This window comes from Massilia sp. CFBP 13721 (assembly GCF_014842025.1).
GTDB lineage: Bacteria > Pseudomonadota > Gammaproteobacteria > Burkholderiales > Burkholderiaceae_D > Telluria.
In genome coordinates, this window is the sequence record NZ_JACYUY010000022.1 from 40726 (window position 1) to 65854 (window position 25129).

Consider the following 25129-nt stretch of genomic DNA (forward strand, 5'->3'; position numbering starts at 1 on the left):
GACGCGCGGCTTGCCGCGCGTTTTTTATTGCCTAATGCTTTCTCGAAGCCGCTACGCATGTATTGTGGAATCGCTACCTGGACCGTAGGGTGGACTCCCGAGTCCACGCGTACGCGGCCTTGGCAGGCCACGCCGCTACACGCTAGTTGACTGACAGTGGCGCACGGCGGTCGTATTATCTTTGCTCAGACGGTGAACGCGTGGACTCAGGAGTCCACCCTACAGTACGCATCAGACAACAACATATCCGTAAGCCATTGGACCTTGCACGGAATCCCAATTGACGAGATACTGTACGGACTTACAGTAGTCGGCCCCGCCGCCGCCAGAGTGAACGCCCCCGCACGTAAAATCATCCATTGCGATTGCGACTGCTTCTATGCGTCGGTCGAGATGCGCGACGATCCGTCGCTGCGCGGGCGTCCGCTCGCCGTCGGCGGCCGTCCCGACCAGCGCGGCGTGGTCGCGACCTGCAATTACGAAGCGCGCCGCTATGGCATCCATTCGGCCATGGCCACCGCGCAGGCGATGAAGCTGTGCCCGGAACTGCTGGTCATTCCGACGGCGATGGAGAAATACCGCATCGCCTCGCGCCAGATCATGGAGATCTACGCCGATTACACGGACCTGGTCGAACCGCTGTCGCTGGACGAGGCTTATCTCGACGTCACGAATTCGCCGCACTGCAAGGGCAGTGCGACGCTGATCGCCCAGGAAATCCGGCGGCGCATCTTCGAGACCGTCGGCATCACCGCCTCGGCCGGCGTGGCGCCGAACAAGTTTGTCGCGAAAATCGCCAGTGACTGGAACAAGCCGGATGGCCTGTTCCTGGTGCGGCCGGACGAGGTGGATGCCTTCGTGGCGGCGCTGCCGGTGAAAAAGCTGCATGGCGTCGGCAAGGTCACGGCCGCCAAGCTGAACAAGCTGGGCGTGCAGACCTGCGGCGACTTGCGCAGCTGGACCATGCAGGAACTGCAGCACCACTTCGGCAGCTTCGGTGCGCGCCTGCATGACTTATGCCGCGGCATCGACAACCGCGAAGTCAACGTCGAGCGCGAGCGCAAGTCGATCAGCACCGAGGAAACGTACACCAACGATCTGCCGGACTTGTCCGCCTGCCTGGCGCTGCTGCCCGATTTATATGAACACCTGCTGGGCCGGATCAAACGTGCCGGTGCCGAAAAATTCATCAACAAGTTATTCGTGAAAATCAAATTTTCGGACTTCCAGCAAACCACCGTCGAGTGCGTTGGCTATGCGCCACACATACCGACCTTCGCCCGGCTCATGGAAACCGGCTGGCTGCGCGCCAGCCGCCCCGTGCGCCTGCTGGGCGTGGGCGTGCGCCTGGGCGACACCGAACACGTCGAACAACTGAGCCTGTTTGACGAACACACAACACATTAAAACGTTCTTGTTGCCGCACGAAAATGCGGCGAGATCAGCGTGTAGAATGTCGTTCCCCTGAAATACTGAGACAACAGAAAGCAACTATGTGGTTCAAGAATCTTCAGATTTACCGCCTGCCCGCACCATGGGCCTTTACGCCTGAACAGATGGAAGCGGCGCTCGCGCCGATGGCGTTTACGCCCGCTAACAGCAATGAATTACTGCGCCAGGGCTGGGATGCGCCGCGTCCGAACGGTGGTCTGGTCCACGTCGTCAACAAGCAGATGCTGATGATGCTGGGCACCGAAAAGAAACTGCTGCCGAGCTCGGTGATCAACCAGGTCGCCAAGGCCAAGGCGGCCGAGATGGAAGAGCAGCAAGGTTTCCCGCCAGGTAAAAAGGCGATGAAAGAATTGAAGGAACGCGTGGCCGACGAACTGCTGCCGCGCGCATTCACGATCCGCAGCAACACCTTCACCTGGATCGACCCGGTCAACGGCTGGCTGGTCGTCGATGCCGCCAGCCCGGCCAAGGCCGACGACGTCGTCAAACTGCTGTTGAAAGGCGTGGACCGCATGCCGCTCGAGTCGCTGCGCGTGCAGCGTTCCCCGGTGGCCGTGATGACCGGCTGGCTGGAAGCGGACGAGGCACCGTACAACTTCACGATCGACCAGGATACCGAACTGCGCGCCACCGGCGAAAGCCGCGCCGCCGTGCGTTACGTCAAACACTCGCTCGAGCCGGACGACATCCGCCGCCACATCGCCGCCGGCAAACAATGCACGCGCCTGGCCATGACCTGGAACAGCCGCGTCAGCTTCGTGCTGACCGAAACGCTGGCGATCAAGGGCATCAAACCGCTCGACGTGATCAACGAAGGCGGCACCGTCACCCACAGCGACGACGAGCGTTTCGACAACGACATGATCCTGATGACCGGCGAACTGGCCAAGATGCTGGGCGATGTGGTCGAGGCGCTGGGGGGCGAAGCCAAGGCGTAATCAGCCTACTGCACTTGCCGGAGGGACGTAGGTGGGTAAGTTCCTTGCCCACGCGTTCAACAGACCATCGATCAATCGCGATGGTCGTAGGGTGGGCGCCCCGTGCCCACGCGGAAAATTGAACATTGTTGGCACCATTCGGCCCTAACACTGCTCATCGGTTCGCGTGGGCTCGGGGCGCCCACCCTACAAAACCTTTACGGCTAATCGACCGTTCGCTGAACGCGTGGGCGGCACAGCCGCCCACCTTACGTCCCTACGCTTCAGGTACACGTAAAAACGGACCCGCCCGGGTCCGTTTTGCTGTGCCACTTACTTCGCGCTGGCCACCTCGTCGCTGGTGGCCGGCTCCTCGCTCCTGCCATCCGTGTAGGTAGCGCCCTGGCGATCCTCATGCGGCGCCGGCTTGCCCGGCAGCGGCGGCAGCGCCTTGGCCCGTTCGAGGTCGACACCGGCGATCTCGGCCACGCGGCGGCCGTAGTCTTCGTCGCAATGCCACAGGTGCCATACCATGCGCAGCTGCACCACTTCCGGACATTGTTTCAGATCGCCGCCGACATTCTTCACCAGTTCGTCGCGCTCCCAGTCTTCGAAGGTCCGGTAACGGTCGCCCGCCTGCTTGTAGTCGCTGCGGGTGCTGGTGGTCTGGTAGCGGCCGAGGTGGCCTTCCACATACTGATGGTAGTCGCGCGCCGGCTTCGGTGCTTCCTGGGTGCCGCCCAGCAGGCTCGGCTCGTAGTTGATGTGGCGGTTCTCGCCGCTGTCGTCCACGTAATATGTCATCTGGCCGTCACGCTGGTTGGTGCGCGGGCGGGCGCGTTCTTGCGGTGCGTTGATCGGCAATTGCAGGTAGTTGGGGCCGACGCGGTAACGCTGGGTGTCGGAATACGACAGGGTACGGCCCTGCAGCATCTTGTCGTCGGAGAAATCGATGCCGTCGACCAGCACGCCGGTGCCAAAGGCTGACTGTTCAGTCTCGGCGAACACGTTCTCGGGATTACGGTCGAGCACCATGCGCCCGACCGGCAGCAGCGGGAACTGGTCTTCGGGCCAGCGCTTGGTGTCGTCGAGCGGATCGAAGTCGAGTTCGGGATGTTCGCCGTCGGCCATGATCTGCACGCAGAATTCCCATTCCGGATAGTCGCCGCGCTCGATCGCTTCGTACAGGTCGCGTGTGGCGTGGCTGGTGTCGTGGGCCTGGATCTCGGCCGCCTGCGCCGCGGTGAGGTTGCGCACGCCCTGTCGCGGCTGCCAGTGGAATTTCACCAGATGGGCCACGCCCTCGTCGTTGATGAGTTTATAGGTGTTGACGCCCGAGCCTTCCATCTCGCGGTAATTGGCCGGGATGCCCCATGGGCTTTTCACCCACGTGACCATGTGCAGCGCTTCCGGAGAATTGGCAACAAAATCGTAAAAACGCCACGGCTCTTGCTGGTTGGTGACCGGATCCGGTTTGAAGGCGTGGATCATGTCCGGAAATTTAATGGCATCGCGGATGAAGAACACTTTCAAATTGTTGCCAACCAGGTCCCAGTTGCCTTCGACCGTTTTCAGCTTGACAGCGAAGCCGCGCGGGTCGCGGGCGGTTTCGGGCGATTCCTTGCCGCCGATAACGGTCGAGAAGCGCACGAAGGTGGGCGTCTGCACGCCGACTTCGGTAAGGACCTTAGCACGGGTGTACTTGCTCGCCGGTTCGTCGCCGATCTTGCCGTAGGCTTCGAAGTAACCATGGGCGCCGGTACCGCGCGCATGCACGACGCGCTCGGGAATGCGCTCGCGATCAAAATGGGTGATCTTCTCGATGAACTGGTAGTTTTCGAGCGTGGCAGGACCGCGCTCGCCGACGGAACGCAACGATTGGTTGTCGCGTACGGGGTGGCCCTGGCGCGTCGTCAGGATGGGACGGTCAGACATGGGAAACTCTCCTCTCTGTTCACGGGAGAGAAAAGTATAGGAAGTTCCACGGCAGGGCAGCGCGCTGCTGCCCGCGGGAAAGTCTGGCGCTTACAGCGGCTGGAACACGCCGGCGGCGCGGTTCTTGGTCACATTGTCCCAGGCGAACACTTGCCCGTTCATGCCGACATAGACGCCGGGCGCCAGCGTTTGCGCCACACCACAGGCAAAGCCGAGGTTGAACAGGGCGTCGGAATTGGCGATTTCGTAGGGGATCATGGCGCCGGTCAGGACGATCGTCTTGCCGAGCTTGGCCGCGCCGAGCACGGCGGCGGTTTGCGGCATGGTGTCGGTGCCGTGGACGATGACGATGGCATTCTCGGTGGCCGCCTGGCAGGCTTCCAGCACGCGTTGGCGGTCGGCATCCTGCATGTCGAGCGAATCGAGCAGCGGCAGCAATTGCAGCTCGACGGGAATCGTCAGGCGCGCGCGGCCGATTACTGCGGGCAAATGGCTTTCGGAAAAGCCGAGGACCCCGGTCAGTTCGTTGTAATGTTTGTCGAAGGTGCCGCCGGTGGCGATGAGGCGTAAAGTCATATCGGTTTATACACGCAGTAAAAAAAGGTGAAACATCATAGCGTCAAACCGTGGTGTATCCCTATGTGACTGCGCTAGAATCGACCGGATCGGATGAGTAGACTGATCTTTTTTCCAGGCAAGCCCAACAGAATTCCATGAAAGCCGTTGCTCCAGGTACCGTTATTTTTCACCGTCATCGCGGGTATGGCGTGATCACCCACGTCAACCTGCTGACCGGCTGGATTTCCGCCCGCTTCGGCAACGAAGCGCGCACGCTCGACCTGAACCTGTCGAGCGACGAAGTCCAGCATGCCGATGGCGAACCCATTTTATTTCGGCGCGCACCGCCCGACCGCATGCCGCATGCGCGCCTGATGGCGGTCGTGCGCGCCCTGCACCAGGCCGGTTACCAGAAACTGTATCTGTATTCCTGGCCCAAGCCGTCCGGCCTGCACTGGCGCTGGCATTTGTTCACGGGCCAGCGCAACTGGATGCAGCGCTCCTGGCGCGAGGGTTGGTACGGTTCCGGCGCCGAGTACAACAACAATCCGGTCATGGGATGGGGAGATACGCCCGGCGCCACGACCGAAGAACTGATCCACGCATTGGCCAAGTTCGATCCGCAAGGGCTGGCGCAAGCGCTCGGCCGCGACGACGACCACACGGCCTGGTTCGCCGCTACCTGCGACGCGCTGCTGCCGGGCTACATGTACAGCCTGAACCTCGAGCGGCCGGCAGGCGGCGGCCTGATCGAGGCGCCGCCGGTGCCGGTGGTGGCGGTGCGCGCCGGCTTGCCGGCGTATGCCGGACCGGATGTCGGCTGGCCGCCGGGCTGGGCGGGCTTGTGGACGAAGTCGTATGTGATGCCGACGCGGAAGATCAATCTGACGGGTGAGCCGGAGCTGGGGTGATCGCGCTGTTGTGCGGTGGGCATGCCCACCCTACGGTTTATTCAACGCTTCCGGATTTAATATATTCGTCGGCTTGCCTGCTGCGAAATTCGCGATGTTTTCGAACGCCGCCCTGAAATACATCTCGTAACTGTCCTGTTCGACATATCCCAGGTGCGGCGTCGCCAGCACGGTCGGCATGCGCAGCAGGGGCGCGTCGGCGGGTAATGGCTCCTCGGTAAACACGTCCAGCGCCGCCATCCCCGGCCGGCCTGCCTGCAGCGCCGCCTCCAGCGCGCCAGTTGCCACCAGTTCCGCGCGGCTGGTGTTGACGAATAACGCATCCGGCTTCATGCGCGCCAGGTCGGCCGCCGTGACGATGCCGCGGGTGGCCTCCGCCAGCCGCAGGTGCAGGCTCAGCACGTCGGCCTCGGCAAAGAAGGCGTCGCGCGAGGCGGCCGCGTCAATGCCATCGGCCAGCGCCGCGGCGCGGCTGGCGTCGCTGCCCCAGACCAGCACCCGCATCCCGAACGCGCGCCCGTAGCCGGCCAGCAGCTTGCCGATCTTGCCGTAACCCCAGATCGCCAGTGTACGTCCGCGCAGCACCCTTCCCAGGCCGTTGAGCTGTGCATTCACGGAGGCTGTCTGCCAGACGCCATCTTTCAAATTGTTCGCATACGGCACGATCTTGCGGCTGGCCGCCATGATCAGCGCCCAGGCCAGTTCGGCGGGTGCGGTCGGCGAGCCGCTGCCCTCGGCAATCGCGATGCCGCGCGCGGTGGCGGCGGCGACGTCGACATGGCCGCTGATCTTGCCCGTCTGCGAAATCAGTCTCAGGTTCGGCAGCTTGTTCAGCAGGGCAGCGGATAGGCTCGTCCTTTCGCGGATCAGGACTAGCGCCTCGAAGGGCGCCAGCCGGATCGCTAGCTGGCCGAGGCCGCGTGCAGAATTGTTGAACACTTTGACGTCGTGACCGTCCAATATTTTGTAACAGTCGAGACCCGGCACGGCGTTCTGGTAATCGTCGAGAATGGCAATTTTCATCGGAGTTGAGCGAAGTTATTGATGAGCACGTAAAGGAATAACGCATTCGCGGCGAATCGGAGTAGCCCACTACAATAGTCGACTATTATTCCTACATTTTTCGATTCACAGCGCTTGAAACCCGGATCGAGGGGTGTACAATCGGCCGATTATTAAGGGTTTGACAGCACCGAAGTGTATAACAGCCCAAGCTTCACCGACCGTTCCATCGCCTCAGCATGAGGCTGCCGACACGACCGCCGTACCGCCGCTCTCCTGGCGCCAGGGACGCATCGCGTAGTCCCGGATACCTGCGACGGTCCTGCTGTGCGGGACCATACAGAATTCTTAATTGTTGGAGGTAACATGAACCAGCCCGTGATGAGCGGTGTCGCCGCCCTGAACGTCCCCGCCCACGTCAAACACCAGAAGCTCATCAATTGGGTGGCAGACATTGCCGCCCTGACGAAGCCTGACGCCATCTACTGGTGCGACGGTTCCGAAGAAGAGTACGACCGCCTGTGCGCGCAGATGGTCGACGCCGGCACGATGAAGCGCCTGAATCCGGCCCTGCGTCCGAATTCCTACCTGGCCCAGTCCGACCCGTCGGACGTGGCGCGCGTCGAAGACCGCACGTATATCTGCTCGGCGACGAAAGAGCAGGCCGGCCCGACGAATAACTGGACCGACCCCGCTGAAATGCGCACCACCCTGAACGGCCTGTTCGACGGCTGCATGGCTGGCCGCACGCTGTACGTGGTGCCATTCTCGATGGGCCCGCTGGGTTCGCCGATCGCCCACATTGGCGTCGAACTGTCCGATTCGCCGTATGTCGCCGTCAACATGCGCATCATGACGCGCATGGGCAAGGCCGTGTACGACGTGCTGGGCACCGATGGCGATTACGTCCCGTGCGTGCACAGCGTCGGCATGCCGCTGGCCGCCGGCCAGCAAGACGTGGCCTGGCCATGCAATTCCACCAAATACATCGTCCACTATCCGGAAACCCGCGAAATCTGGTCCTTCGGTTCCGGCTACGGCGGCAATGCGCTGCTCGGTAAAAAATGCTTCGCGCTGCGCATCGCCTCGAACATGGGTTACCAGGAAGCCCAGCAAGGCGGCACCGGCTGGCTGGCCGAACACATGCTGATCCTCGGCGTCGAGTCGCCTGAAGGCGACAAGAAATACGTCGCCGCCGCCTTCCCGTCGGCTTGCGGCAAGACCAACTTCGCCATGCTGATCCCGCCGACCTCGTTCAACGGCTGGAAAGTCACGACCATCGGCGACGACATCGCCTGGATCAAGCCGGGCGCCGATGGCCAGCTGTACGCGATCAACCCGGAAGCGGGTTATTTTGGCGTGGCACCGGGCACCAACGACAAGACCAACTCGAACTGCATGTCGTCGCTGCGCGAAAACGTCATCTTCACCAACGTCGCGCTGACCGACGACGGCGACGTCTGGTGGGAAGGCATGACCAAGGAAGCCCCAAGCCACCTGATCGACTGGCAAGGTAAAGACTGGACCCCGGCTTCGGGCACCAAGGCCGCCCACCCGAACGCGCGCTTCACCGTGGCCGCGACCCAGAACCCGGTGATCGACCCGGCCTGGGACGATCCTGCCGGCGTGCCGATCTCGGCCTTCATTTTCGGCGGCCGCCGCTCGACCACCGTGCCGCTGGTCACCGAAGCGAATAACTGGGTCGAAGGCGTGTACATGGCCGCGACCATGGGTTCGGAAACGACCGCCGCCGCCGCCGGCCAGATGGGCGTCGTGCGCCGCGATCCGTTCGCGATGCTGCCGTTCATCGGCTACAACATGAGCGACTACTTCCAGCACTGGCTGGACTTGGGTAAAAAAGTCGAAGCGAAGAACGGCGCCGCATTGCCGAAGATCTTCTGCGTCAACTGGTTCCGTACCGACGAGTCGGGCAACTTCGTGTGGCCAGGCTATGGCGACAACATGCGCGTGCTGAAGTGGATTCTGGAACGTACCGCAGGCCGGGCCGGCGCCGGCGTCGAACACCTGTTCGGCACCTCGCCGAACCATGGCGACCTGAACTGGGAAGGCGTCGAGTTCACGCAAGAACAGTTTGCGCAAATCACCTCGATCGACCAGGATGCCTGGCGCGAAGAGTTGAAATTGCACACCGAACTGTTCGAGAAGCTGTCGCACCGCCTGCCGCAAGAGCTGGTGGCGCACAAGCAGGAACTGGAACGCCGCCTCGGCTGAACAAGGAGCAGGTGAGGAAGGGTAGGTGAGGAGACGACGGTTGTAGTTAAAAAAACCGCATCGGCAGGAAAGGGATAGGCAGCCGCCTATCCCTTTTTTCGTTTGGAGCGAGAAAATGCCATGAATAAGCTTACCGGGTTCAATGTGCTACGCAGAACAGCATCTGTTGGAAGAAGGCTTCGTCAAGCGTCGCCGGAAACCGCAATAAGGCAACCCCTGTCCCGTTCGGCGGCGGCAGCAACTGTTCTCCGTTTTTCATGCATGTTGGCCGCACATTCGTCGCGTTCCGCTGTCTAAACTATTGGTCCCCCGTTACGCACTCGACAGCCGTTTTTGCTGACCTTTCTGCCTACCTGGAGTTGGAATGCTTTATCAGAACTTCGACCTGGAAATCATCAGTCCGAAAGGAAGCGATCGGCTTTGCGCGCGGGTATTGGAATCCCCCCAGGGCGACTGCCCATTCATCGACGTCAAGTGGCCCTTCAATGCCGACGAGGAAGGCATCCTGCTTTCGGAAATCTATAGCGGGCTGCGGCAACGCGGCCGTTCGAGCAGGGCGAGCACGATCCAGGACTTCGGCGGCAAACTGTTCGAGGCGGTGTTCGCGGGCGATATCAAACGCCTGTTTCGCTCCTCGCTCGATGCGTCTGCGCGCGCCGGAAACGGATTGCGCCTGCGCCTGCGGTTGCCGGAAGACAGCGTACTGCATGCGCGGCCGTGGGAATTCCTGTTCGACACCGAAAGCCGCGAATTCCTGGCAGTCAGGGAGCACACCCCGCTGGTGCGCTATTTGCCGGTTGCGCAACCGATTCCGCCGATGGCGGTGGAGGGGCCATTGCGCATCCTGGTGGCACTGTCTTCGCCGACCGATCACCCACGGCTCGACATTGCGCGCGAGTGGGAAATCCTGTGCAATGCGCTGGAACCCTCGATCAGCGCCGGCCAGCTGGAACTGCGCCGCGTCCCGGGGCGCTGCACCTTCGATAATGTGCGCGATTCGCTGCGCCATTTCGGGGCGCACATTTTTCACTTCGTCGGACACGGCATTCCCGGGGCGCTGGTGCTCGAGCAGGAGTCGGGCAAGGGCCTGGAGATGGAAGCGAGCCACTTGCGGTCCGCCTTTCCCGGCGGCGCACTGCCGCGGCTGATCGTATTGAATGCCTGTTCCGGCGCCATCACGCAGGATGTTCCCTTTTCCGGCCTGGCGCAGGGCTTCCTGAGGCAGGGCGTGCCTGCCGTGGTGGCGATGCAAGCTTCCATCACGGATGACGCCGCCCTGATTTTCGCCCGTTACTTTTACCGGGATCTGGTCGAGACCGGCGCGGTCGATGCATCCCTCACCGAAGCCAGGCTGCGCATGCAGGGAAACGGCCATCCGATCGAATGGGGTACTCCCGTGCTCTACATGCGCGCACCGAGCGGGCAGCTATTCCAGCCGGCGGCAAAACCGGTGGAATCGAACAAGCCGAAGGAGACCCTGGAGAAGGCGAGCGTCGCCCTGGCCCACGTCGAGCCGAACGCCAGCGAACGCAAGAAACCCAGGGAGAGCCAGCAAGCGCAGGAGCCGCCGCCGCCGCCAGCCGGCGCCACCCCGGCCGAAAGGAAAAAGCCGCGCACTTCCCGTGCCAAAGAGAGCAAGCCCCAGTCCACGGCAGGGCCGGCCACGGACGAGCGTAGCACCGCGAAAAAGACGCAGGCAAAGACGTTCACCTCACCGGTAAAACCGGAGCCGGAACCGGGGCCGCAACCGTATGTGGCCGAGCAAGATCTGACGATTAAGATGGCGCCGCGACAATTCCCGCCGCCGGCGACAGCGGCGCCAGACGCGGCTGAAAAGGCGGGCATGCCGGCGCAGGCACCGGATCGGACCATGCCGAACGCAGTGTCGAACGCTGCGCCGGGAGCGACCGCGTCGTCGTTGCAGCCGCCACATCCAGACAATGCGCCGAAAATCCAGCTATGGGAGTTTGCGGCGCCGCCTACGCCCGAACTGGCTGCGGGTCCGGCGCGGGCCGAGCAAGCGACCGCAGCAGGAAACCGGATGGGCGAACTGACTGCGCCGTTCACGCCGAAACCGCCTGCGGCCGAGAAAAATACACGGCCCAGGCCGCAGGCGAGGAAACACACGCCAGCGCCCACACAGGAGCCGATCCTGGGCGAGCCGGACATCCCGCCGCCAGTCCAGCCCAAAGGGGTCGGTCCGGTATTCATCCTGGAGCCGGAGGTCGACGCGCGCGGCGGCGCTGCGCCCAGGCCCTTCGCGGACGTCCCGCCGCCGCAGGAGCAGAACTGGGGGCAGCCTGCGCCCGCAAAACACTTCCTGGTGCCCGGGCTGGCTGCCGGCCTGCTGGTCGCCTTGCTGGGCGCGACGGTCGGTAAAAGCTACATTTTTCCCTCACACGACCGCTCGCCACCGGCGCTCGCACCGGCAGCGCCGGCGCCAGCCGCGACGGTCGAGCCGGCGCCAGCCGCCAGGCCGGAGTTCACGCCGGCACCCATTCCGAAGCCGGCAGTGGCGCCGACGCCAGCGCTGCTGCGTGGCGAGACCGCGCGCATCGCCGGCGGCGCAGGTGAGCAGGTCAAGCCGGTACCGGATGCGCAACCAGCAGCACCTGCCGCCAAGCGCAAGCCGGCCGCCCCGCCGGCACGTAAAATCCAGCCGAAATCCAGGCCGGCGCCGGCCGCGGCGGCCCCCAACTGCAAGAGCCCGATCCCCAGCGAGCGCGATGCCGCCTGTCTGTTCAAATAAATAATACTGCGAGGTTGCCAATGAAATTCCGTGCGAGGGTCTGTGTATTGGTGTGTATGGCGTGTGTCATGGCAGGCTGGGCATCCGGCGCCGCGGCGCAAGATTGCAGCGAGCGCATCAATTCGATCAAGACCATCGGCGACATGCAGGGGGCCATCAATTGCGTGCAAGGCCTGGTCGCCGCGGAGTCGCGCGCCAGGCAGCAGGCCGAAAAAAACCTCAAGCTATTACCGCAGCAAGTGGCCGACCAGATCGAACTGATCACCACCAAGATACGCCACGCCTCGCTCAAAGAGTCGACCAATGGTTTGTGGAAGCAGATTCCCGATTCCGCCGACGCCGACGCCTGCTTCCTTTCCTCCGTGCGCCTGCCACCCCAGGGCCTGTGCCAGGTCACCCATCAGGGCAACCTCGGACAATGGTCGTACAATGCCAGCGATATTGCCGGCGCCGGTTTTGTCTGCACCGCCACCTGCGTCTGGCTGGACGTGCGTCCCAAGGCGGCAGCCGCACAATAAGGCTTACACCAGCGTCGTGACTTCGGTCTTGTTGCCGTCAAAAGCATCGAACAGGCGCCGGTGGCAGGCATACGACATCGCATCGTCGCGGTCGTCATACCCGCCCACCCAATCCAGCAAAAAGCCCAGCTTGCTCTGCTGGGCTTCCATGGACGCGTACTTGTGCGGTTCCCAGGGGCGTTGGCGGTTGTTTTCCAGGCAGACGGCGCGCCCCGGATTCATGAACACCAGTTCCGAACAATACGGCAGTGCCATCTCGATCAAGTCGCCGTAACAGCCTTCCGTCACCCAGGCCGGGTGCGTACTCACAAAGGCCAGCAGGTCGGCCCGCACTGCCTCGGGCGCGCGGCACGGCAATCAGTCCCGGTTCCCAGACGATCGTGTCCAGGTCGAGGTGAACCAACGCGTGCTGCGCCGCCAGCGCCCTGGCCCGGTACGACTTGCCGGAACCCGAGTTGCCCATGATAAGACATCGCATCATCGCCTCCATTTCCATGAAGTATTAATATTAGCCGTTTTAAAAGATGTGCTTGACCCTCACGCAGCGTCAGGCGCCAGCATGGGCGCACGCATGAAGAGAAAGGGACACGATGCTGTTGAAAATTGGAGAGCTGGCAAGACGCAGCGGCCTGACGGTGCGCACGCTGCACCATTACGACGGCATCGGACTCCTGTCTCCTTCGGCGCGTTCCGACGCCGGCTACCGGCTGTATAACGAAGCTGACATCGCCCGGCTGCACCGCATCCTGGCGCTGCGCAGGTTCGGGGTGGCGCTGGCCGAGATCGGAACCTATCTATCCGGACCGGACTTGCCGCTGGCCAGCCTCGTCGAGCGCCAGATCACGATGCTGACGCAGCAGATCGCGCAAGCGGATGCCTTGCGCAATCGGCTGCTGCGCCTGCAAGGGCAGCTCGACCAGGGGCAGCACCCGGATCCGGCCGACTGGCTGACTACTCTGGAGCACATGACCATGTACGACAACTATTTTACGCAGGAAGAACTGGCGCAATTGCCGCTGTATACGGAAGCAGAAAAAGTTGAAGGCGAGTGGCAGGCGCTGGTGGCCGAGGTGCGTGCCTTGATGGATGCCGGGACCAGCCCGGCCGACGCCAAGGCGCGCTCCCTGGCCAAACGCTGGATGGCCACTGTGGCACGCGACACGGATGCCAATCCGATCCTGTTCGCGAAACTGAACACGATGCACGAACAGGAACCCGCGGTGCAGGAGCGCACCAGCGTCACGTCACAGGTGATGTCCTTCATCCTGGCGGCGACGCGAGAAAACCAGTTGGCGGTCTACGAACGTTATCTCGATGCGGACGAGATGGCGTTCGTACGCGCCAATCTCGGCAAGCGCAATGCCGAATGGCCTCCGCTGCTGGCGCGCGTGCGTACCGCCATGGATGCGGGAAGCGCCCCGGATTCACCGGAAGCGCAGGCGCTGGCGCGCGACTGGTTCGACCTGTTCCGCTCCTATGCCGGCGACCATCCGGCGACCCAGCACAAGATCCGCCAGGCACTCGAGAACGAGCCTGAACTAAAGCAGCCGGGCATGGTGGACGAGCGCATGATCGGCTTCATTCGGGCGGCGATGCAATCATTACAGTCGATGCGGCGTCCTCAGCCGGCGCCATAGCCGATGCCGCGCGCCATCGCCGCCGCGAAAATCGGGATCAGCGCGAACACGTGGATCTCGATCAGCAGCAGCCGGCGCAGCTTGCCGACTTCCTGTAATGGCGGCATGAAGGCGGCATCCGCCTTCAATCCCTTTTGCCAGGCGGCGATGCGCAAGGTCGGCTGGATAGAGAGCAGGCCGACCACGGCAAAGGCGGCGATCTTGCCCCAGAACGCGTGGTTGTGCAGGTAGACATCCGGCCCCTTGGCGCCGTACCAGACGCGCACGAAACCGACGACCAGGATCGCCAGCGACAGCATGCCGTAGGCGGCGTCGAAGCGCCCCAGCAGTTTGACGGTGGGCGGCGACATGGCGGCCGGGCGCATCAGCGCCAGTTCGGCGGCCAGCACGGCGGCGAGGCCGAAGACGATCAGGTGGTGGACGATGGCGAGCAGGAGGTCGGTCATGGCGGCTGCTGGACGGTGGAGGTGTGTTCACTGTAGCGCATGTCGAAGTTGTAGGGTGGAGTCCTGACTCCACGCGGTGATACGTACTGGCTCCAATGTCGTGCCCGATGATCTCGCTGCTACGTATCACCGCGTAAACTCGGGAGTCCATCCTACGAAAATCGAAAGCAAAAGTCCGTAGGGTGGGCCGGGCCACGAAAGGCTCTGCCCACGCGGTGATACGTACCGGCTCCGATGTCGTGCCGGATGATCTTGCGGCTGCGTATCACCGCGTGGAGTCAGGACTCCACCCTACAAAATCGAAAACCCAAAAGCAAAAAAGGCAGAGCGCAAGCTCTGCCTTTTCGACACTCAAACGAACAGGTTTACTGCTTCAGCAACGGCCCCAGGTACTTGCCCGTCACGCTGGCCGGATTCACCGCCACTTCTTCCGGCGACCCGGTGGCGACGATCTTGCCGCCGCCGGCGCCGCCTTCCGGCCCCAGGTCGACGATCCAGTCCGCCGTCTTGATCACGTCGAGGTTGTGCTCGATGATCGCCAGCGTATTGCCCTGGTCGCGCAGGCGGTGGATGACTTTCAGCAGCAGGTCGATGTCGGCAAAGTGCAAGCCGGTGGTCGGCTCGTCCAGGATGTACAGCGTACGTCCCGTATCGCGCTTCGACAGTTCCAGCGACAGTTTCACACGCTGCGCCTCGCCGCCCGACAGCGTGGTCGCGCTCTGGCCAAGCTTGATGTAGCCGAGGCCGACATCGAGCAGGGTCTGGAGTTTACGCGCAATCACCGGCACCGGCTTGAAGAACTCGTGCGCGTCCTCGACCGTCATCTCCAGCACTTCGGTGATGCTCTTGCCCTTGTAGTGCACTTCCAGCGTTTCGCGGTTGTAGCGCTTGCCGTGGCAGACGTCGCACGGCACGTAGACGTCCGGCAGGAAGTGCATCTCGACCTTGATCACGCCATCGCCCTGGCAGGCTTCGCAGCGCCCGCCCTTGACGTTGAACGAGAAGCGGCCCGCCGAATAACCGCGTTCCTTGGCCGTCGGCACCGTCGCGAACAAATCACGGATCGGCGTGAACAGGCCGGTGTACGTCGCCGGGTTCGAACGCGGGGTGCGCCCGATCGGCGCCTGGTCGACCGAGATCACCTTGTCGAAGTGTTCCAGGCCGAAGATGGCGTCGTGCGGCGCCGGTTCCGTCTGCGAACCATATAAATGGCGCGACAGGGCCGGATACAGCGTGTCGTTGATCAGCGTCGATTTACCCGAACCCGAGACACCGGTGATGCAGGTCATCAAGCCAACTGGCAGGTGCAGCGTCTCGCCCTTCAGATTGTTGCCGGTGGCGTTGGTGATCACCAGCTGGCGTTCCGGGTTCGACTGCGTCCGCTTCTTCGGCACCACGATCTTGCGGCGGCCGTCGAGGTACTGGGCGGTGACCGAGTGCTCGTTGGCCATGATCTCGTCGAGCGTGCCTTCGGCGATGATCTGGCCGCCATGCACACCGGCGCCCGGGCCCATGTCGACGATGTAGTCGGCGGTGCGGATCGCATCTTCGTCGTGCTCGACCACGAGGACACTGTTGCCGATATCGCGCAGGTGCTTCAGGGTCGCGATCAGGCGGTCATTATCTCGCTGGTGCAGGCCGATCGACGGTTCATCCAGGACGTACATCACGCCGGTCAGGCCGGAACCGATCTGCGACGCGAGGCGAATCCGCTGCGCTTCGCCACCCGACAGGGTATCGGCGCTGCGGTCGAGCGACAAGTAATCGAGGCCGACGTTGTTCAGGAATTTCAGGCGCGCGGTGATTTCCTTGATGACGCGCTCGGCGATTTCCTTCTTGGCGCCGGTGAGTTCCAGCGTCTCGAAGAATTCCAGCGTATCGCGCAGGGGTTTATCCGACACTTCATAAATCGCGCGCTGCTGGGCGCCCTGGCCGATTTTCACGAAACGTGCTTCGGTGCGCAGGCGCGCGCCGTCGCAGGCCGGACACTTCTTTTCGTTGATGAATTTCGCCAGCTCTTCCTTCACCGCCATCGAATCGGTTTCGCGGTAACGGCGCTGCAGGTTATTCACCACACCCTCGAAGGTATGCTCGCGAATCACCGTGCGGCCGCGCTCGTTCACATAGGTAAACGGGATCGCGGCTTTGCCGGAGCCGAACAGGACGGCATCCTGCGCGCTTTTCGCCAACTGTTCGAACGGTTTGTCGAGGTCGAACTCGTAATGGTCCGCCAGGTTCGACAGCATCTGGAAATAGAACTGGTTGCGGCGATCCCAGCCTTTGACGGCGCCGGACGCCAGCGACAGATTCGGGAAGGCGACAATCCGCTTCGGATCGAAGAACTCGATGTGGCCGAGGCCGTCGCATTCGGAGCAGGCACCCATCGGGTTGTTGAACGAGAACAGGCGCGGCTCGAGTTCCTGCAGCGAATAGCCGCAGACGTTACAGGCGAACTTGTTCGAGAACACGGTCGACTGCTCGGTGTCCATCTCGTAGGCGACGGCGCGGCCATCGGCCAGGCGCAAGGCCGTTTCAAAACTCTCGGCGACGCGCTGCTTGATCTCCGGATTGACTTTAATGCGGTCGATGACGACGTCGATCGAATGCTTTTCGGTTTTCTTCAGCTTCGGCAATTCGTCGATCTCGTAGATCCTGGCTGGATTGACGCCGCTCTGGATGCGGAAGCGAATAAACCCCTGGGCCTGCATGCCGGCGAACAGGTCGCTGTGCTCGCCCTTGCGGCCAGCGACGACCGGCGCCAGGATCATCAACTTCGTGCCTTCAGGCATGGCCAGCACGGCGTCGACCATCTGCGACACGGTCTGCGCCGCCAGCGGTTCGTGCGGGTGCTGCGGGCAGTAGGGCGTGCCGACGCGTGCGTACAGCAGGCGCAGGTAATCGTGGATCTCGGTGACGGTGCCGACGGTCGAACGCGGGTTGTGCGAAGTCGCCTTCTGCTCGATGGAAATCGCCGGCGACAAGCCTTCGATCAGGTCGACGTCGGGCTTCTCCATCAATTGCAGGAACTGGCGCGCGTAGGCCGACAGCGATTCGACGTAGCGGCGCTGGCCTTCGGCATACAGGGTGTCGAACGCGAGCGAGGATTTACCCGAACCCGACAGGCCCGTAATGACGATCAGCTTGTTACGCGGCAGATCGAGATTGATGTTTTTAAGATTGTGAGTGCGGGCACCACGAATACGAATTTCTTCCATTAATTTTGGCAGGCTTTCAATAAGTTTTGCGGGGCCGCGCACGATACTGTCGCGTTGGCGGGCCAATCGAGGGGGAATCTGCTAGTTTAGCGCGTTTTTGTTGCGGCTGTATATTCATCCAGTACTCGGGTGTACCAGGGATGGCAAGTTGCCATGCCAAGGTGACACGGGGGCGGAAGTCGACAATACCTCGGTCGGTCCTAGGTGGGCCGTTTGCGGCGCGCTTCAATGGCAAACAGTTCAGAATCCGAAAATATTTTTGGCTGGGGTTGAAGGAAGGTGCAGGACATGCGAAACGTGGTTTTAGACCCGTAAGGTGGGCGGATCCTCCGCCCACGCGTCCAGCCAGATCATGCGTGACCGCGGCCCGGTTTGTATCCGCAAGATCGCTTGAACCACCGCAAAAAATCCACTTTTAGAACTGGTCCGGTGGCCCCATAATATCGTGCTGTATCACCCAGTTCCCTGGCGCTTAGGCAGAGTGCAGAGCCAGGGCTCACACATCCTGAAGGAGTAACACAATGGCATCAGTCAACAAGGTCATCATCGTCGGCAACCTCGGCCGCGATCCGGAAATCCGCTACATGCCGAGCGGCGACGCCATCGCGAACATCGCGGTCGCCACCTCGTTCAAGTCGAAGGACCGCAACACCGGCGAGCAAAAAGAGCTGACCGAATGGCACCGTATCTCGTTCTTCGGCCGCCTGGCCGAGATCGTCGGCCAGTACCTGAAAAAGGGCTCGTCGGTCTACGTCGAAGGCCGCCTGCAGACCCGCAAGTACACCGACAAGGACGGCATCGAGCGCTACGCAACCGACATCGTCGCTGAAAACATGCAGATGCTGGGCGGCCGCGCCGGCATGGGCGGCGACGCCGGCGGCATGGGCATGGACGACAGCGGCGGCTACGATGCCCCACCGCAGCGCCAGGCCCCACGCCAGGCGCCACCGGCCCCGGCAGCACGTCCGCAGCCACAGCGTCCGGCGCCGAACTTCTCGGACATGGATGACGACATTCCGTTCTGAGTGGCAAGCTGTCGAGCAATTACACAACCCGCAACGCAAGTTGCGGGTTTTTTTGCGCCTATTTGTCGACCACCATCTCGAAGCCGCCATAAATCATGCGCTTGCCGTCGAACGCCATGTTCTCCGGCTTCATGAGTTCGGTCATGCGCGGGTCGTTCATGATCTTGTCGTTGGCCTCGTCGCGCTTGGCGCGCGATTCATAGATGACCCAGGAAAAAATCACGACTTCGTCTTCCTTCAGCTGCACGCTCTGGGGAAAGGAAGTCAGCTGCCCCGGCTTGACGTCGTCGGCGACGCATTCGCGAAATTCAATGGCGCCGTGCTCGCGCCAGATCGTGGCTGCCTGGCGCGCCATCTCCAGGTAGGCATCGAGCTTGTTCTTGGGAACCGGAATCACAAAACCATCGACGTAGGCCATGATGCTCTCCTTCAGGTTGAGTACAGGTGAGACCTTGATGAAGTGCCAAAAAATCCGTCCTAAATCTTGATACTAGTCCCTGCCCGGCGCCGGACTGGCCGGCGTTTCCGCCTCGACGATCGTGTACACGCCGCCCGCGGTGGCGCCGGCGTCGTGCTTGCGCGCACGGAGGTCGCGGTAGACGGCGGCGCGCATGATCAGCATCGACACCACCGGCGCCGTCATCAGCAGAAAAGCGGCGATGATCACCTCGTGCACGACCAGGCGCGCTTGCGCCACCGTGAAGTAGACCATCGAGGCGATCAGGATGCAACCGGCGCCGAGCGTGATCGTGATCGCCGGGCCGTGGATGCGCTGGTAAAAGGTGCGCAGGCGCAGCAGCCCGAGGGCGCCGATCAGGATGATGGAGGCGCCGATGAACAGCAGCAGCGCCACCACCAAGGCAGCCCAGTCGGGCAAATCGGCGATGCCGCTCATTCGATGATCTCCCCGCGCATCAAAAATTTCGCCATGGCGACCGTCGAGACGAAGCCGACCAGCGCGATCAGCACCGCCACCTCGAAATACACTTGCGTGCCGAAGCGGATGCCCAGCACCAGCGCCAGCAGCATGCCCGCCATCCACAGGGTGTCGAGGGCCAGCACGCGGTCGTGGGCCGAGGGGCCGATCAGCAGGCGCAGCGCGCACAGCAGCATCGCCACCAGTACGCAGACCAGCGCGTAGCCGATCGCGAGTTCAAGCAGGGTCGCCATGGGTGCTCCTGGGTTCAAAAATGTCGATCAGGGGGCGCTCGTAGCGCGTTTTGATGGTGTCGATCCACCATTGTTCGTCGTGCAGGTCGAACACGTGCAGCGACAGTTCGTACCTCTCGGGCAGGATCTCGACCCAGACCGTGCCCGGCGTCATGTTGATCAGGCAGGACAGCATGGCCAGGCCGTAGGGATCGCGCATCGTCAGCGGGATGCGGATGAACTCCGATTTGACGGCCGCGTGATTCGCGAACAGGATGATGCGGCAGACGTTGAAGCAGGAGCGGACCACCTCGACCGAGGCCATGCCCAGCAAACGCAGCAGCGTCAACGGCGCATGCAGGCGCGGGTAGCCGAACGGTTGCAGGCCGCGCAGCAGCAGCGGCAGCGCAATGCCGAGGAGCGCTCCGAGCAGGATGCTGGCCAGGTCGAAAGCCTGGTTCAAGAGCAGCCACAGCGCGCACAGCGTCAGCGAGACCCAGGGATACGGCAGCCAACGGGTCATGGCGCCACCTCTTGCGCGGTGGGGCCGGGCACCGGTGGCTCCAGCAGCACCCGGCGCGCATACTTGCCTGGCTGGTGCAGGTCGGCGCTGGCGCGTGTCAGGTAGTCGAACAGCGGGCGCGCCTGTACCGTCATCGCCAGCGACAGCAGCAGCAGCGCCGTGATCGGCGCCACTTCCGACAACTGCAGGCGCGGCGGCGTGACGATCTCGGCGGCCCAGAAGGTGCGCACGCCGAAGCGCAGCATCGAGATGATGGCGATCAGTCCGGAGACGATCACCAGCGCGATCAGGGTAAAACCGGTGGCGCCGATGGCGCCGCTGCCGGGTTCCGGGTTCAGGAGCGCGTGGAACATGCCGAACTTGGCGACGAAGCCGGACAGCGGCGGCAGGCCGGCGATCATCAGGGCGCAGGCGACGAATGCCAGCGAGAGGAAAGCCATGACCGCCGGCACGCCCTTGCCGCGCGGTTCGTCGGGCGTGTCTTCCACCGCCCAGGCTTCCATGGTCAGCGCCAGCATCGCCGCGCCCGGGGTGCGGATGCGGTCGATCAGTTCGATCAGCAGCAGGAAGGCGGCCACCGCCAGCGTCGAGCCGATCAGATAATAGAGCCCCGCCGTCACCAGCGAGGGCTGGCCATAGCCGATCACCGCCAGCAGGGTGCCGGAAGAGACGATGGCGCTGTAGCCGGCCATGCGCCCGGCCGTGTCGGTCGAGAGCATGCCGGCGGCGCCGAAGACGATGGTCGCCATCCCGCCCCAGACCAGGGCGTCGTAACCGAAGCCGGCGGCCAGCCCGGCCTGTTCTCCGAACAGCAGCAGCCACAGGCGCAGGATGACGTAGGCGCCGACCTTGGTCATCAAGACCAGCATCGCCGCCACCGGGGGAGACGCGGCGGCATAGGTGGTGGGCAGCCAGAAGCCCAGCGGCCACATCGCGCTTTTGGCGAGGAAGGCGAGCGCGAGCACGGCGACGCCCACTTTCAGCAGCGCGACCTGATCCGGTCCCATGGCGGCGATGCGCACGGCGAGATCGGCCATGTTGAGGGTGCCGGTGGTGGCGTAGATCAGCGCGGTACCGATCAGGAACATCAGGGCGGCGGCCAGGTTGACCGCGATGTACTGCATGCTGGCGCGCAGGCGCTCGGCGTTATATCCGTGCAGCACCAGGCCATACGAGGCGGCCAGCATCACCTCGAAGAACACGAAGAGGTTGAACAAGTCGTGCGTCAGGAAGGCGCCGTTGATCCCCATCAGCAGGAACTGGAACAGCGAATGAAAATGTACGCCGATCCGGCTCCAGCGCTGCATCGCGAAGTGCAGCGAGGCCAGGGCCAGCACTGCGGTCAGCAGCAGCATCAGCGCCGACAGGCGGTCGGCCACCAGGGCGATGCCGAAGGGCGCGGCCCAGTTGGCGGCCAGGTAGACGCCGATGCCGTCGGGCCAGGCGCCGCGGTCGGCATTCATCATCAAGGCGCAAGCCGTGACCAGCAAGCCGAGTACCGAGGCATAGCTGAGTGCGAATTTGAAACGGTGGCTGCCCTGGGTCAGCGGCACCAGCACCGCGCCGACCAGGAGCGGCAGCAGGATCGGCAGGATGACAAGATGTTCAGGCCTCATACCTCAGGCTCCTCGCCGTCGACGTGGTCGGTACCGGTCAGGCCGCGCGCGCCGATCATCACCACCAGGTACAAGGCCGTGGTGGCAAAGCCGATCACGATCGCGGTCAGCACCAGCGCCTGCGGCAGCGGGTCGGCCAGTATGCGCGGATCGGGGACGGTGCCGGCTGGGGTCAGCGGCGGCTCGTCGAGCCAGACGCGGCCCATGATGAAAATGAACAGGTTGACGGCATACGACATCAGCATCAGGCCGGTCAGCACCTGGAAACTGCGCGGGCGCAGCAGCAGCCAGATGCCGGCGCCGAACACGATGCCGATGGCGAGCGAAGACACGAGCTCCATCAGGCAATCTCCTTGGTTGGGGGCAGGGCGCTGCGTCCGGCCCCGGGTGGGGCGCGGTGGCTGCGCAGCGACTGGTGCGCCAGCGCGACCAGGATCAGCATGGTCGTGCCGACCACCACCAGGAACACGCCCAGGTCGAACACGAAGGCGCTCGGCACGTGGATCTGCCCCAGCAGCGGCAGGTCGAGGTGGGCGGTGTGACTAGTGAGGAAGGGGTAGCCGAACAGCCAGGCGCCCAGGCCGGTGACGCAGGCGGTGACCAGGCCCCAGGCGATCCAGCGGTGCGGGCGCAAGCGCAAATGCGATTCGACCCAGTCGGTGCCGGCCACCATGTACTGGACGATGATGGCGGTGGCGAAGATCAGTCCCGCCACAAAGCCGCCGCCCGGCAGGTTGTGGCCGCGCATGAAGAAGTAGACGGCGATGATACCCATGAAGGGCAGCAGGAAACGCAGGTAGACGGCCGGGATCATCAGGTAGCCGGTGCTGGCTTGTTGCGCCGGACTCTGGCTGACGGCCGGGTCGACGTCGCTGGCCTGCTGCACCGGAATGGCGACGCTTTCCGGCGCCGGGCGGAAGCGGCGCAGCAGCGCATACACGGTCAGCGCGACGATCGACAGCACCGTGATTTCTCCCATCGTGTCGAAGCCGCGGAAGTCGACCAGCAGTACGTTCACCACGTTCGCGCCGCCGCCTTCGGGCAGGGCGCGCTCGACGAAGAAATCGCTGATGGTGGCCGGCGCCTCGGTGGCGAGCAGGGCGTAGGTGGCGGCCGCCATGCCGAGGCCACCGGCGACGGCGATGGTGCCGTCGCGCCCGCGCCGCAGCCAGCTGCCGAGCGGGATGCGCGGCGCCAGCCCGGCCGGCGGGAAGCGCGGCGGCAGCCAGCGCAGGCCGAGCAGGATCAGCACGGTGGTAACGGTTTCGACCATCAGCTGGGTCAGCGCCAGGTCGGGCGCCGACATCCACAGGAACGTCAGACTCGTGACGACACCGGTGCCGCCGGCCAGGATCAGGGCGACCAGGCGGTGGTATTTGGCCTGGTGCGCCGCGCCCAGCGCGCAGCCGGCGCCGATCACCCATAGCAGCGCGAACAGCGGATCGAGGTCGGTCACGCGCAGCGGCGGCATTGCCGGCAGCGGGTCGACCAGCAACAGCGGCACCACGACCATCGCCGCGACCAGCACCAGCAGCTGCAATTGCAGGCGGCGGGTGCCGCTCCAGCGCAGCAGCCAGACGGCGCTCTGCGTCAGCGCCAGCATGACATTCTCGTAGGCCTGGGCGCCGTTCAGGCGGTGCAGCACCGGCACCCGCTCGCGTTCGGCCAGGTCGGCATAGCGCCGCAAGACGACATAGAACAGCAAACCGCCGGCCAGCGCGGCGATGCTCATCATGAGCGGCAAATTGAAGCCGTGCCAGATGCCGAGGTCGTATTCAGGCAGGGCCGCGCCCAGCACCGATTGCGCCGCCACGCCCAGCACCTCGCCGACGGCGCGGTCGGGCATCACGCCGACGGCGATGCACAGCACCACCAGGCATTCGACCGGGAAGCGCATCCAGCGCGGCGGCTCGTGCGGCTGTTGCGGCAGGTTGGTGGCGGGCGGGCCGAAGAAGACGCTGATGAAGCGCAGCGAATAGGCAACGCTGAACACGCCCATGGCGACCGCCGCATACGACATCGACCAGTCTTCGGTACCGCCCACCTGCATGGTCTCGGCAAAGAACATCTCTTTCGACAGGAAGCCGTTCAAGAGCGGGACGCCGGCCATGGCGGCGCTGGCGACGATCGCCAGCGCGGCGGTGTACGGCATCGCCTTGCCCAGGCCGCTCAACAGGCGCATGTCGCGCGTGCCGGTCTCGTGGTCGATGATGCCGACCGCCATGAACAAGGAGGCCTTGAACACCGCATGGTTCATCGTGTGGAATACCGCCGCCACCACCGACAAGGGAGAGCCGATGCTGAGCAGGGTGACGATCAGGCCGAGGTGGCTGATGGTGGAATAGGCCAGCAAGCCCTTCATATCGTTCTGAAAGATCGCGAAGAAGGAGCCGATCAGCAGGGTGCAGACGCCGGCAGTGCCGAGGATCCAGGTCCATTCGTCGGTGCCGGACAGGGCCGGCCAGAGGCGGATCAAGAGGAAGACGCCGGCCTTGACCATGGTCGCCGAGTGCAGGAAGGCCGATACCGGGGTCGGCGCCGCCATCGCGTGCGGCAGCCAGAAGTGGAAGGGGAATTGCGCGCTCTTGGTCAGCGCCCCCAGCGCGATCAGGACCAGGGTGGGCAGGTACCAGGCATGGGCGCGCACGCGTCCGCCGGCTTCCAGCACGGCGTCGAGGTCGTAGCTGCCGACGATATGACCCAGCATCAGCACGCCGGCCAGCAGGCACAGGCCGCCGACGGTGGTTACCGTAAACGCCATGCGCGCGCCGCGGCGGGCGTCGTTGCGGTGCTGCCAGTAGCCGATCAGGAGGAACGAAGTGACGCTGGTGAGTTCCCAGAAGATCACCAGCTGGATCAGGTTACCGGACAGGACCACGCCCAGCATCGAGCCCATAAAGGCCAGCATGTAGGCGAAGAAGCGCGCCACCGGGTCGCGCCGCGACATGTAGTAGCGCGCGTACAGCAGCACCAGCAAGCCAATGCCGAGCACCATCACGGTAAACACCCAGGCCAGGCCATCCATGCGCAGGGCGAGGTTCAGGCCGAAGTCGGGCAGCCAGTCGTAGCGTTCGCGCAGAACCGCGCCGTTGCTGACTGTCTTGAAGTCGCTGATCGCCAGCGTCAGCGCGGCCAGGGTGGCGGCGCCGGCCACGGCCGCCGGGCGGTTGCGCGAGCCGGTCGGCATGCAGGCGGCGACCAGGGCGCCGAGGAAGGGGAGGAGGACGATCAGCGACAGCACTGG

Annotated in this window: 21 protein-coding genes; 8 read left to right on the plus strand and 13 right to left on the minus strand. The window is 63.6% G+C overall.

The annotated features are described in order from the left end of the window. The first annotated feature begins 330 nt into the window (after positions 1-330). On the plus strand, positions 331-1407 hold the full coding sequence (dinB, locus tag IFT60_RS19240) for a DNA polymerase IV (RefSeq protein WP_374001179.1): 1077 nt from the start codon (positions 331-333) through the stop codon (positions 1405-1407). A gap of 86 nt (positions 1408-1493) precedes the next feature. Next, positions 1494-2390 (plus strand): recombination-associated protein RdgC, encoded by an 897-nt coding sequence (locus tag IFT60_RS19245; protein WP_192054563.1) that lies wholly within the window; start codon positions 1494-1496, stop codon positions 2388-2390. A 312-nt stretch (positions 2391-2702) separates the two neighbouring features. Here IFT60_RS19245 and IFT60_RS19250 read toward each other — a convergent pair whose 3' ends face one another. Next, positions 2703-4304, minus strand: a complete 1602-nt coding sequence (locus IFT60_RS19250) for a catalase (protein WP_192054565.1) — start codon at positions 4302-4304, stop codon at positions 2703-2705. A gap of 90 nt (positions 4305-4394) precedes the next feature. Then, positions 4395-4880 carry an asparaginase domain-containing protein gene (locus IFT60_RS19255; RefSeq protein ID WP_192054567.1) on the minus strand — a complete coding sequence of 162 codons (486 nt, stop codon included), beginning with the start codon at positions 4878-4880 and terminating at the stop codon, positions 4395-4397. A gap of 137 nt (positions 4881-5017) precedes the next feature. Here IFT60_RS19255 and IFT60_RS19260 point away from each other — a divergent pair, with 137 nt between their 5' ends. Then, entirely contained in the window at positions 5018-5773 is a 756-nt protein-coding gene (locus IFT60_RS19260) for an L-asparaginase (RefSeq protein ID WP_192054570.1), read from the plus strand. A gap of 30 nt (positions 5774-5803) precedes the next feature. On the opposite strand, the gene IFT60_RS19265 is transcribed toward IFT60_RS19260, so the two are convergent. Next, positions 5804-6796 carry a D-2-hydroxyacid dehydrogenase family protein gene (locus tag IFT60_RS19265; RefSeq protein WP_192054573.1) on the minus strand — a complete coding sequence of 331 codons (993 nt, stop codon included), beginning with the start codon at positions 6794-6796 and terminating at the stop codon, positions 5804-5806. A 345-nt stretch (positions 6797-7141) separates the two neighbouring features. Between IFT60_RS19265 and IFT60_RS19270 the strand changes: the two genes are divergently transcribed. The 3 genes from IFT60_RS19270 to IFT60_RS19280 all read left to right on the plus strand — a co-directional run bounded on the left by IFT60_RS19270 (position 7142) and on the right by IFT60_RS19280 (position 12274). Beyond that, positions 7142-9007, plus strand: coding sequence for a phosphoenolpyruvate carboxykinase (GTP) (locus tag IFT60_RS19270; protein ID WP_192054575.1), 1866 nt, complete (start codon positions 7142-7144; stop codon positions 9005-9007). Between the two features lie 364 nt (positions 9008-9371). Further along, the gene (locus tag IFT60_RS19275; RefSeq protein ID WP_192054577.1) at positions 9372-11756 is read left to right on the plus strand and encodes a CHAT domain-containing protein; all 2385 of its coding nucleotides are present in this window, start codon (positions 9372-9374) and stop codon (positions 11754-11756) included. Positions 11757-11824: 68 nt separating this feature from the next. Continuing rightward, entirely contained in the window at positions 11825-12274 is a 450-nt protein-coding gene (locus IFT60_RS19280; RefSeq protein ID WP_192054579.1) for a hypothetical protein, read from the plus strand. 3 nt (positions 12275-12277) lie between these two features. Here IFT60_RS19280 and IFT60_RS19285 read toward each other — a convergent pair whose 3' ends face one another. Next, positions 12278-12607: a hypothetical protein gene (locus tag IFT60_RS19285; protein ID WP_197986397.1), complete on the minus strand. Its 330-nt coding sequence runs from the start codon at positions 12605-12607 to the stop codon at positions 12278-12280. Between the two features lie 257 nt (positions 12608-12864). On the opposite strand from IFT60_RS19285, the gene IFT60_RS19290 reads away from it, so the two are divergent. Continuing rightward, positions 12865-13911, plus strand: coding sequence for a MerR family transcriptional regulator (locus IFT60_RS19290; protein ID WP_192054581.1), 1047 nt, complete (start codon positions 12865-12867; stop codon positions 13909-13911). On the opposite strand, the gene IFT60_RS19295 is transcribed toward IFT60_RS19290, so the two are convergent. Both IFT60_RS19295 and uvrA read right to left on the minus strand, forming a co-directional pair. Further along, positions 13896-14357: a DUF2214 family protein gene (locus tag IFT60_RS19295; protein ID WP_192054583.1), complete on the minus strand. Its 462-nt coding sequence runs from the start codon at positions 14355-14357 to the stop codon at positions 13896-13898. The genes IFT60_RS19290 and IFT60_RS19295 overlap by 16 nt on opposite strands. A gap of 365 nt (positions 14358-14722) precedes the next feature. Then, positions 14723-17572 carry an excinuclease ABC subunit UvrA gene (gene uvrA / locus IFT60_RS19300; protein WP_192054586.1) on the minus strand — a complete coding sequence of 950 codons (2850 nt, stop codon included), beginning with the start codon at positions 17570-17572 and terminating at the stop codon, positions 14723-14725. A 521-nt stretch (positions 17573-18093) separates the two neighbouring features. Here uvrA and IFT60_RS19305 point away from each other — a divergent pair. Beyond that, positions 18094-18597, plus strand: a complete 504-nt coding sequence (locus IFT60_RS19305) for a single-stranded DNA-binding protein (RefSeq protein ID WP_192054588.1) — start codon at positions 18094-18096, stop codon at positions 18595-18597. Between the two features lie 58 nt (positions 18598-18655). On the opposite strand, the gene IFT60_RS19310 is transcribed toward IFT60_RS19305, so the two are convergent. The 7 genes from IFT60_RS19310 to IFT60_RS19340 form a co-directional block, all read right to left on the minus strand. Then, positions 18656-19015, minus strand: coding sequence for a DUF1428 domain-containing protein (locus IFT60_RS19310; RefSeq protein ID WP_192054591.1), 360 nt, complete (start codon positions 19013-19015; stop codon positions 18656-18658). A gap of 72 nt (positions 19016-19087) precedes the next feature. Beyond that, on the minus strand, positions 19088-19492 hold the full coding sequence (gene mnhG, locus IFT60_RS19315; RefSeq protein WP_192054592.1) for a monovalent cation/H(+) antiporter subunit G: 405 nt from the start codon (positions 19490-19492) through the stop codon (positions 19088-19090). Further along, entirely contained in the window at positions 19489-19767 is a 279-nt protein-coding gene (locus IFT60_RS19320) for a K+/H+ antiporter subunit F (RefSeq protein ID WP_192054595.1), read from the minus strand. The genes mnhG and IFT60_RS19320 overlap by 4 nt, the downstream gene beginning before the upstream one ends. Next, on the minus strand, positions 19751-20269 hold the full coding sequence (locus IFT60_RS19325; protein WP_192054597.1) for a Na+/H+ antiporter subunit E: 519 nt from the start codon (positions 20267-20269) through the stop codon (positions 19751-19753). Before IFT60_RS19325 ends, IFT60_RS19320 begins: the two co-directional genes overlap by 17 nt. Continuing rightward, a complete protein-coding gene (locus tag IFT60_RS19330) occupies positions 20266-21885 on the minus strand; it encodes a monovalent cation/H+ antiporter subunit D (protein ID WP_192054600.1) in 1620 nt (539 codons plus the stop codon). Before IFT60_RS19330 ends, IFT60_RS19325 begins: the two co-directional genes overlap by 4 nt. Beyond that, the gene (locus IFT60_RS19335) at positions 21882-22226 is read right to left on the minus strand and encodes a Na+/H+ antiporter subunit C (RefSeq protein WP_192054602.1); all 345 of its coding nucleotides are present in this window, start codon (positions 22224-22226) and stop codon (positions 21882-21884) included. Before IFT60_RS19335 ends, IFT60_RS19330 begins: the two co-directional genes overlap by 4 nt. Next, positions 22226-25126, minus strand: coding sequence for a monovalent cation/H+ antiporter subunit A (locus IFT60_RS19340; RefSeq protein WP_374001180.1), 2901 nt, complete (start codon positions 25124-25126; stop codon positions 22226-22228). The genes IFT60_RS19335 and IFT60_RS19340 overlap by 1 nt, the downstream gene beginning before the upstream one ends. Positions 25127-25129: the final 3 nt, after the last annotated feature.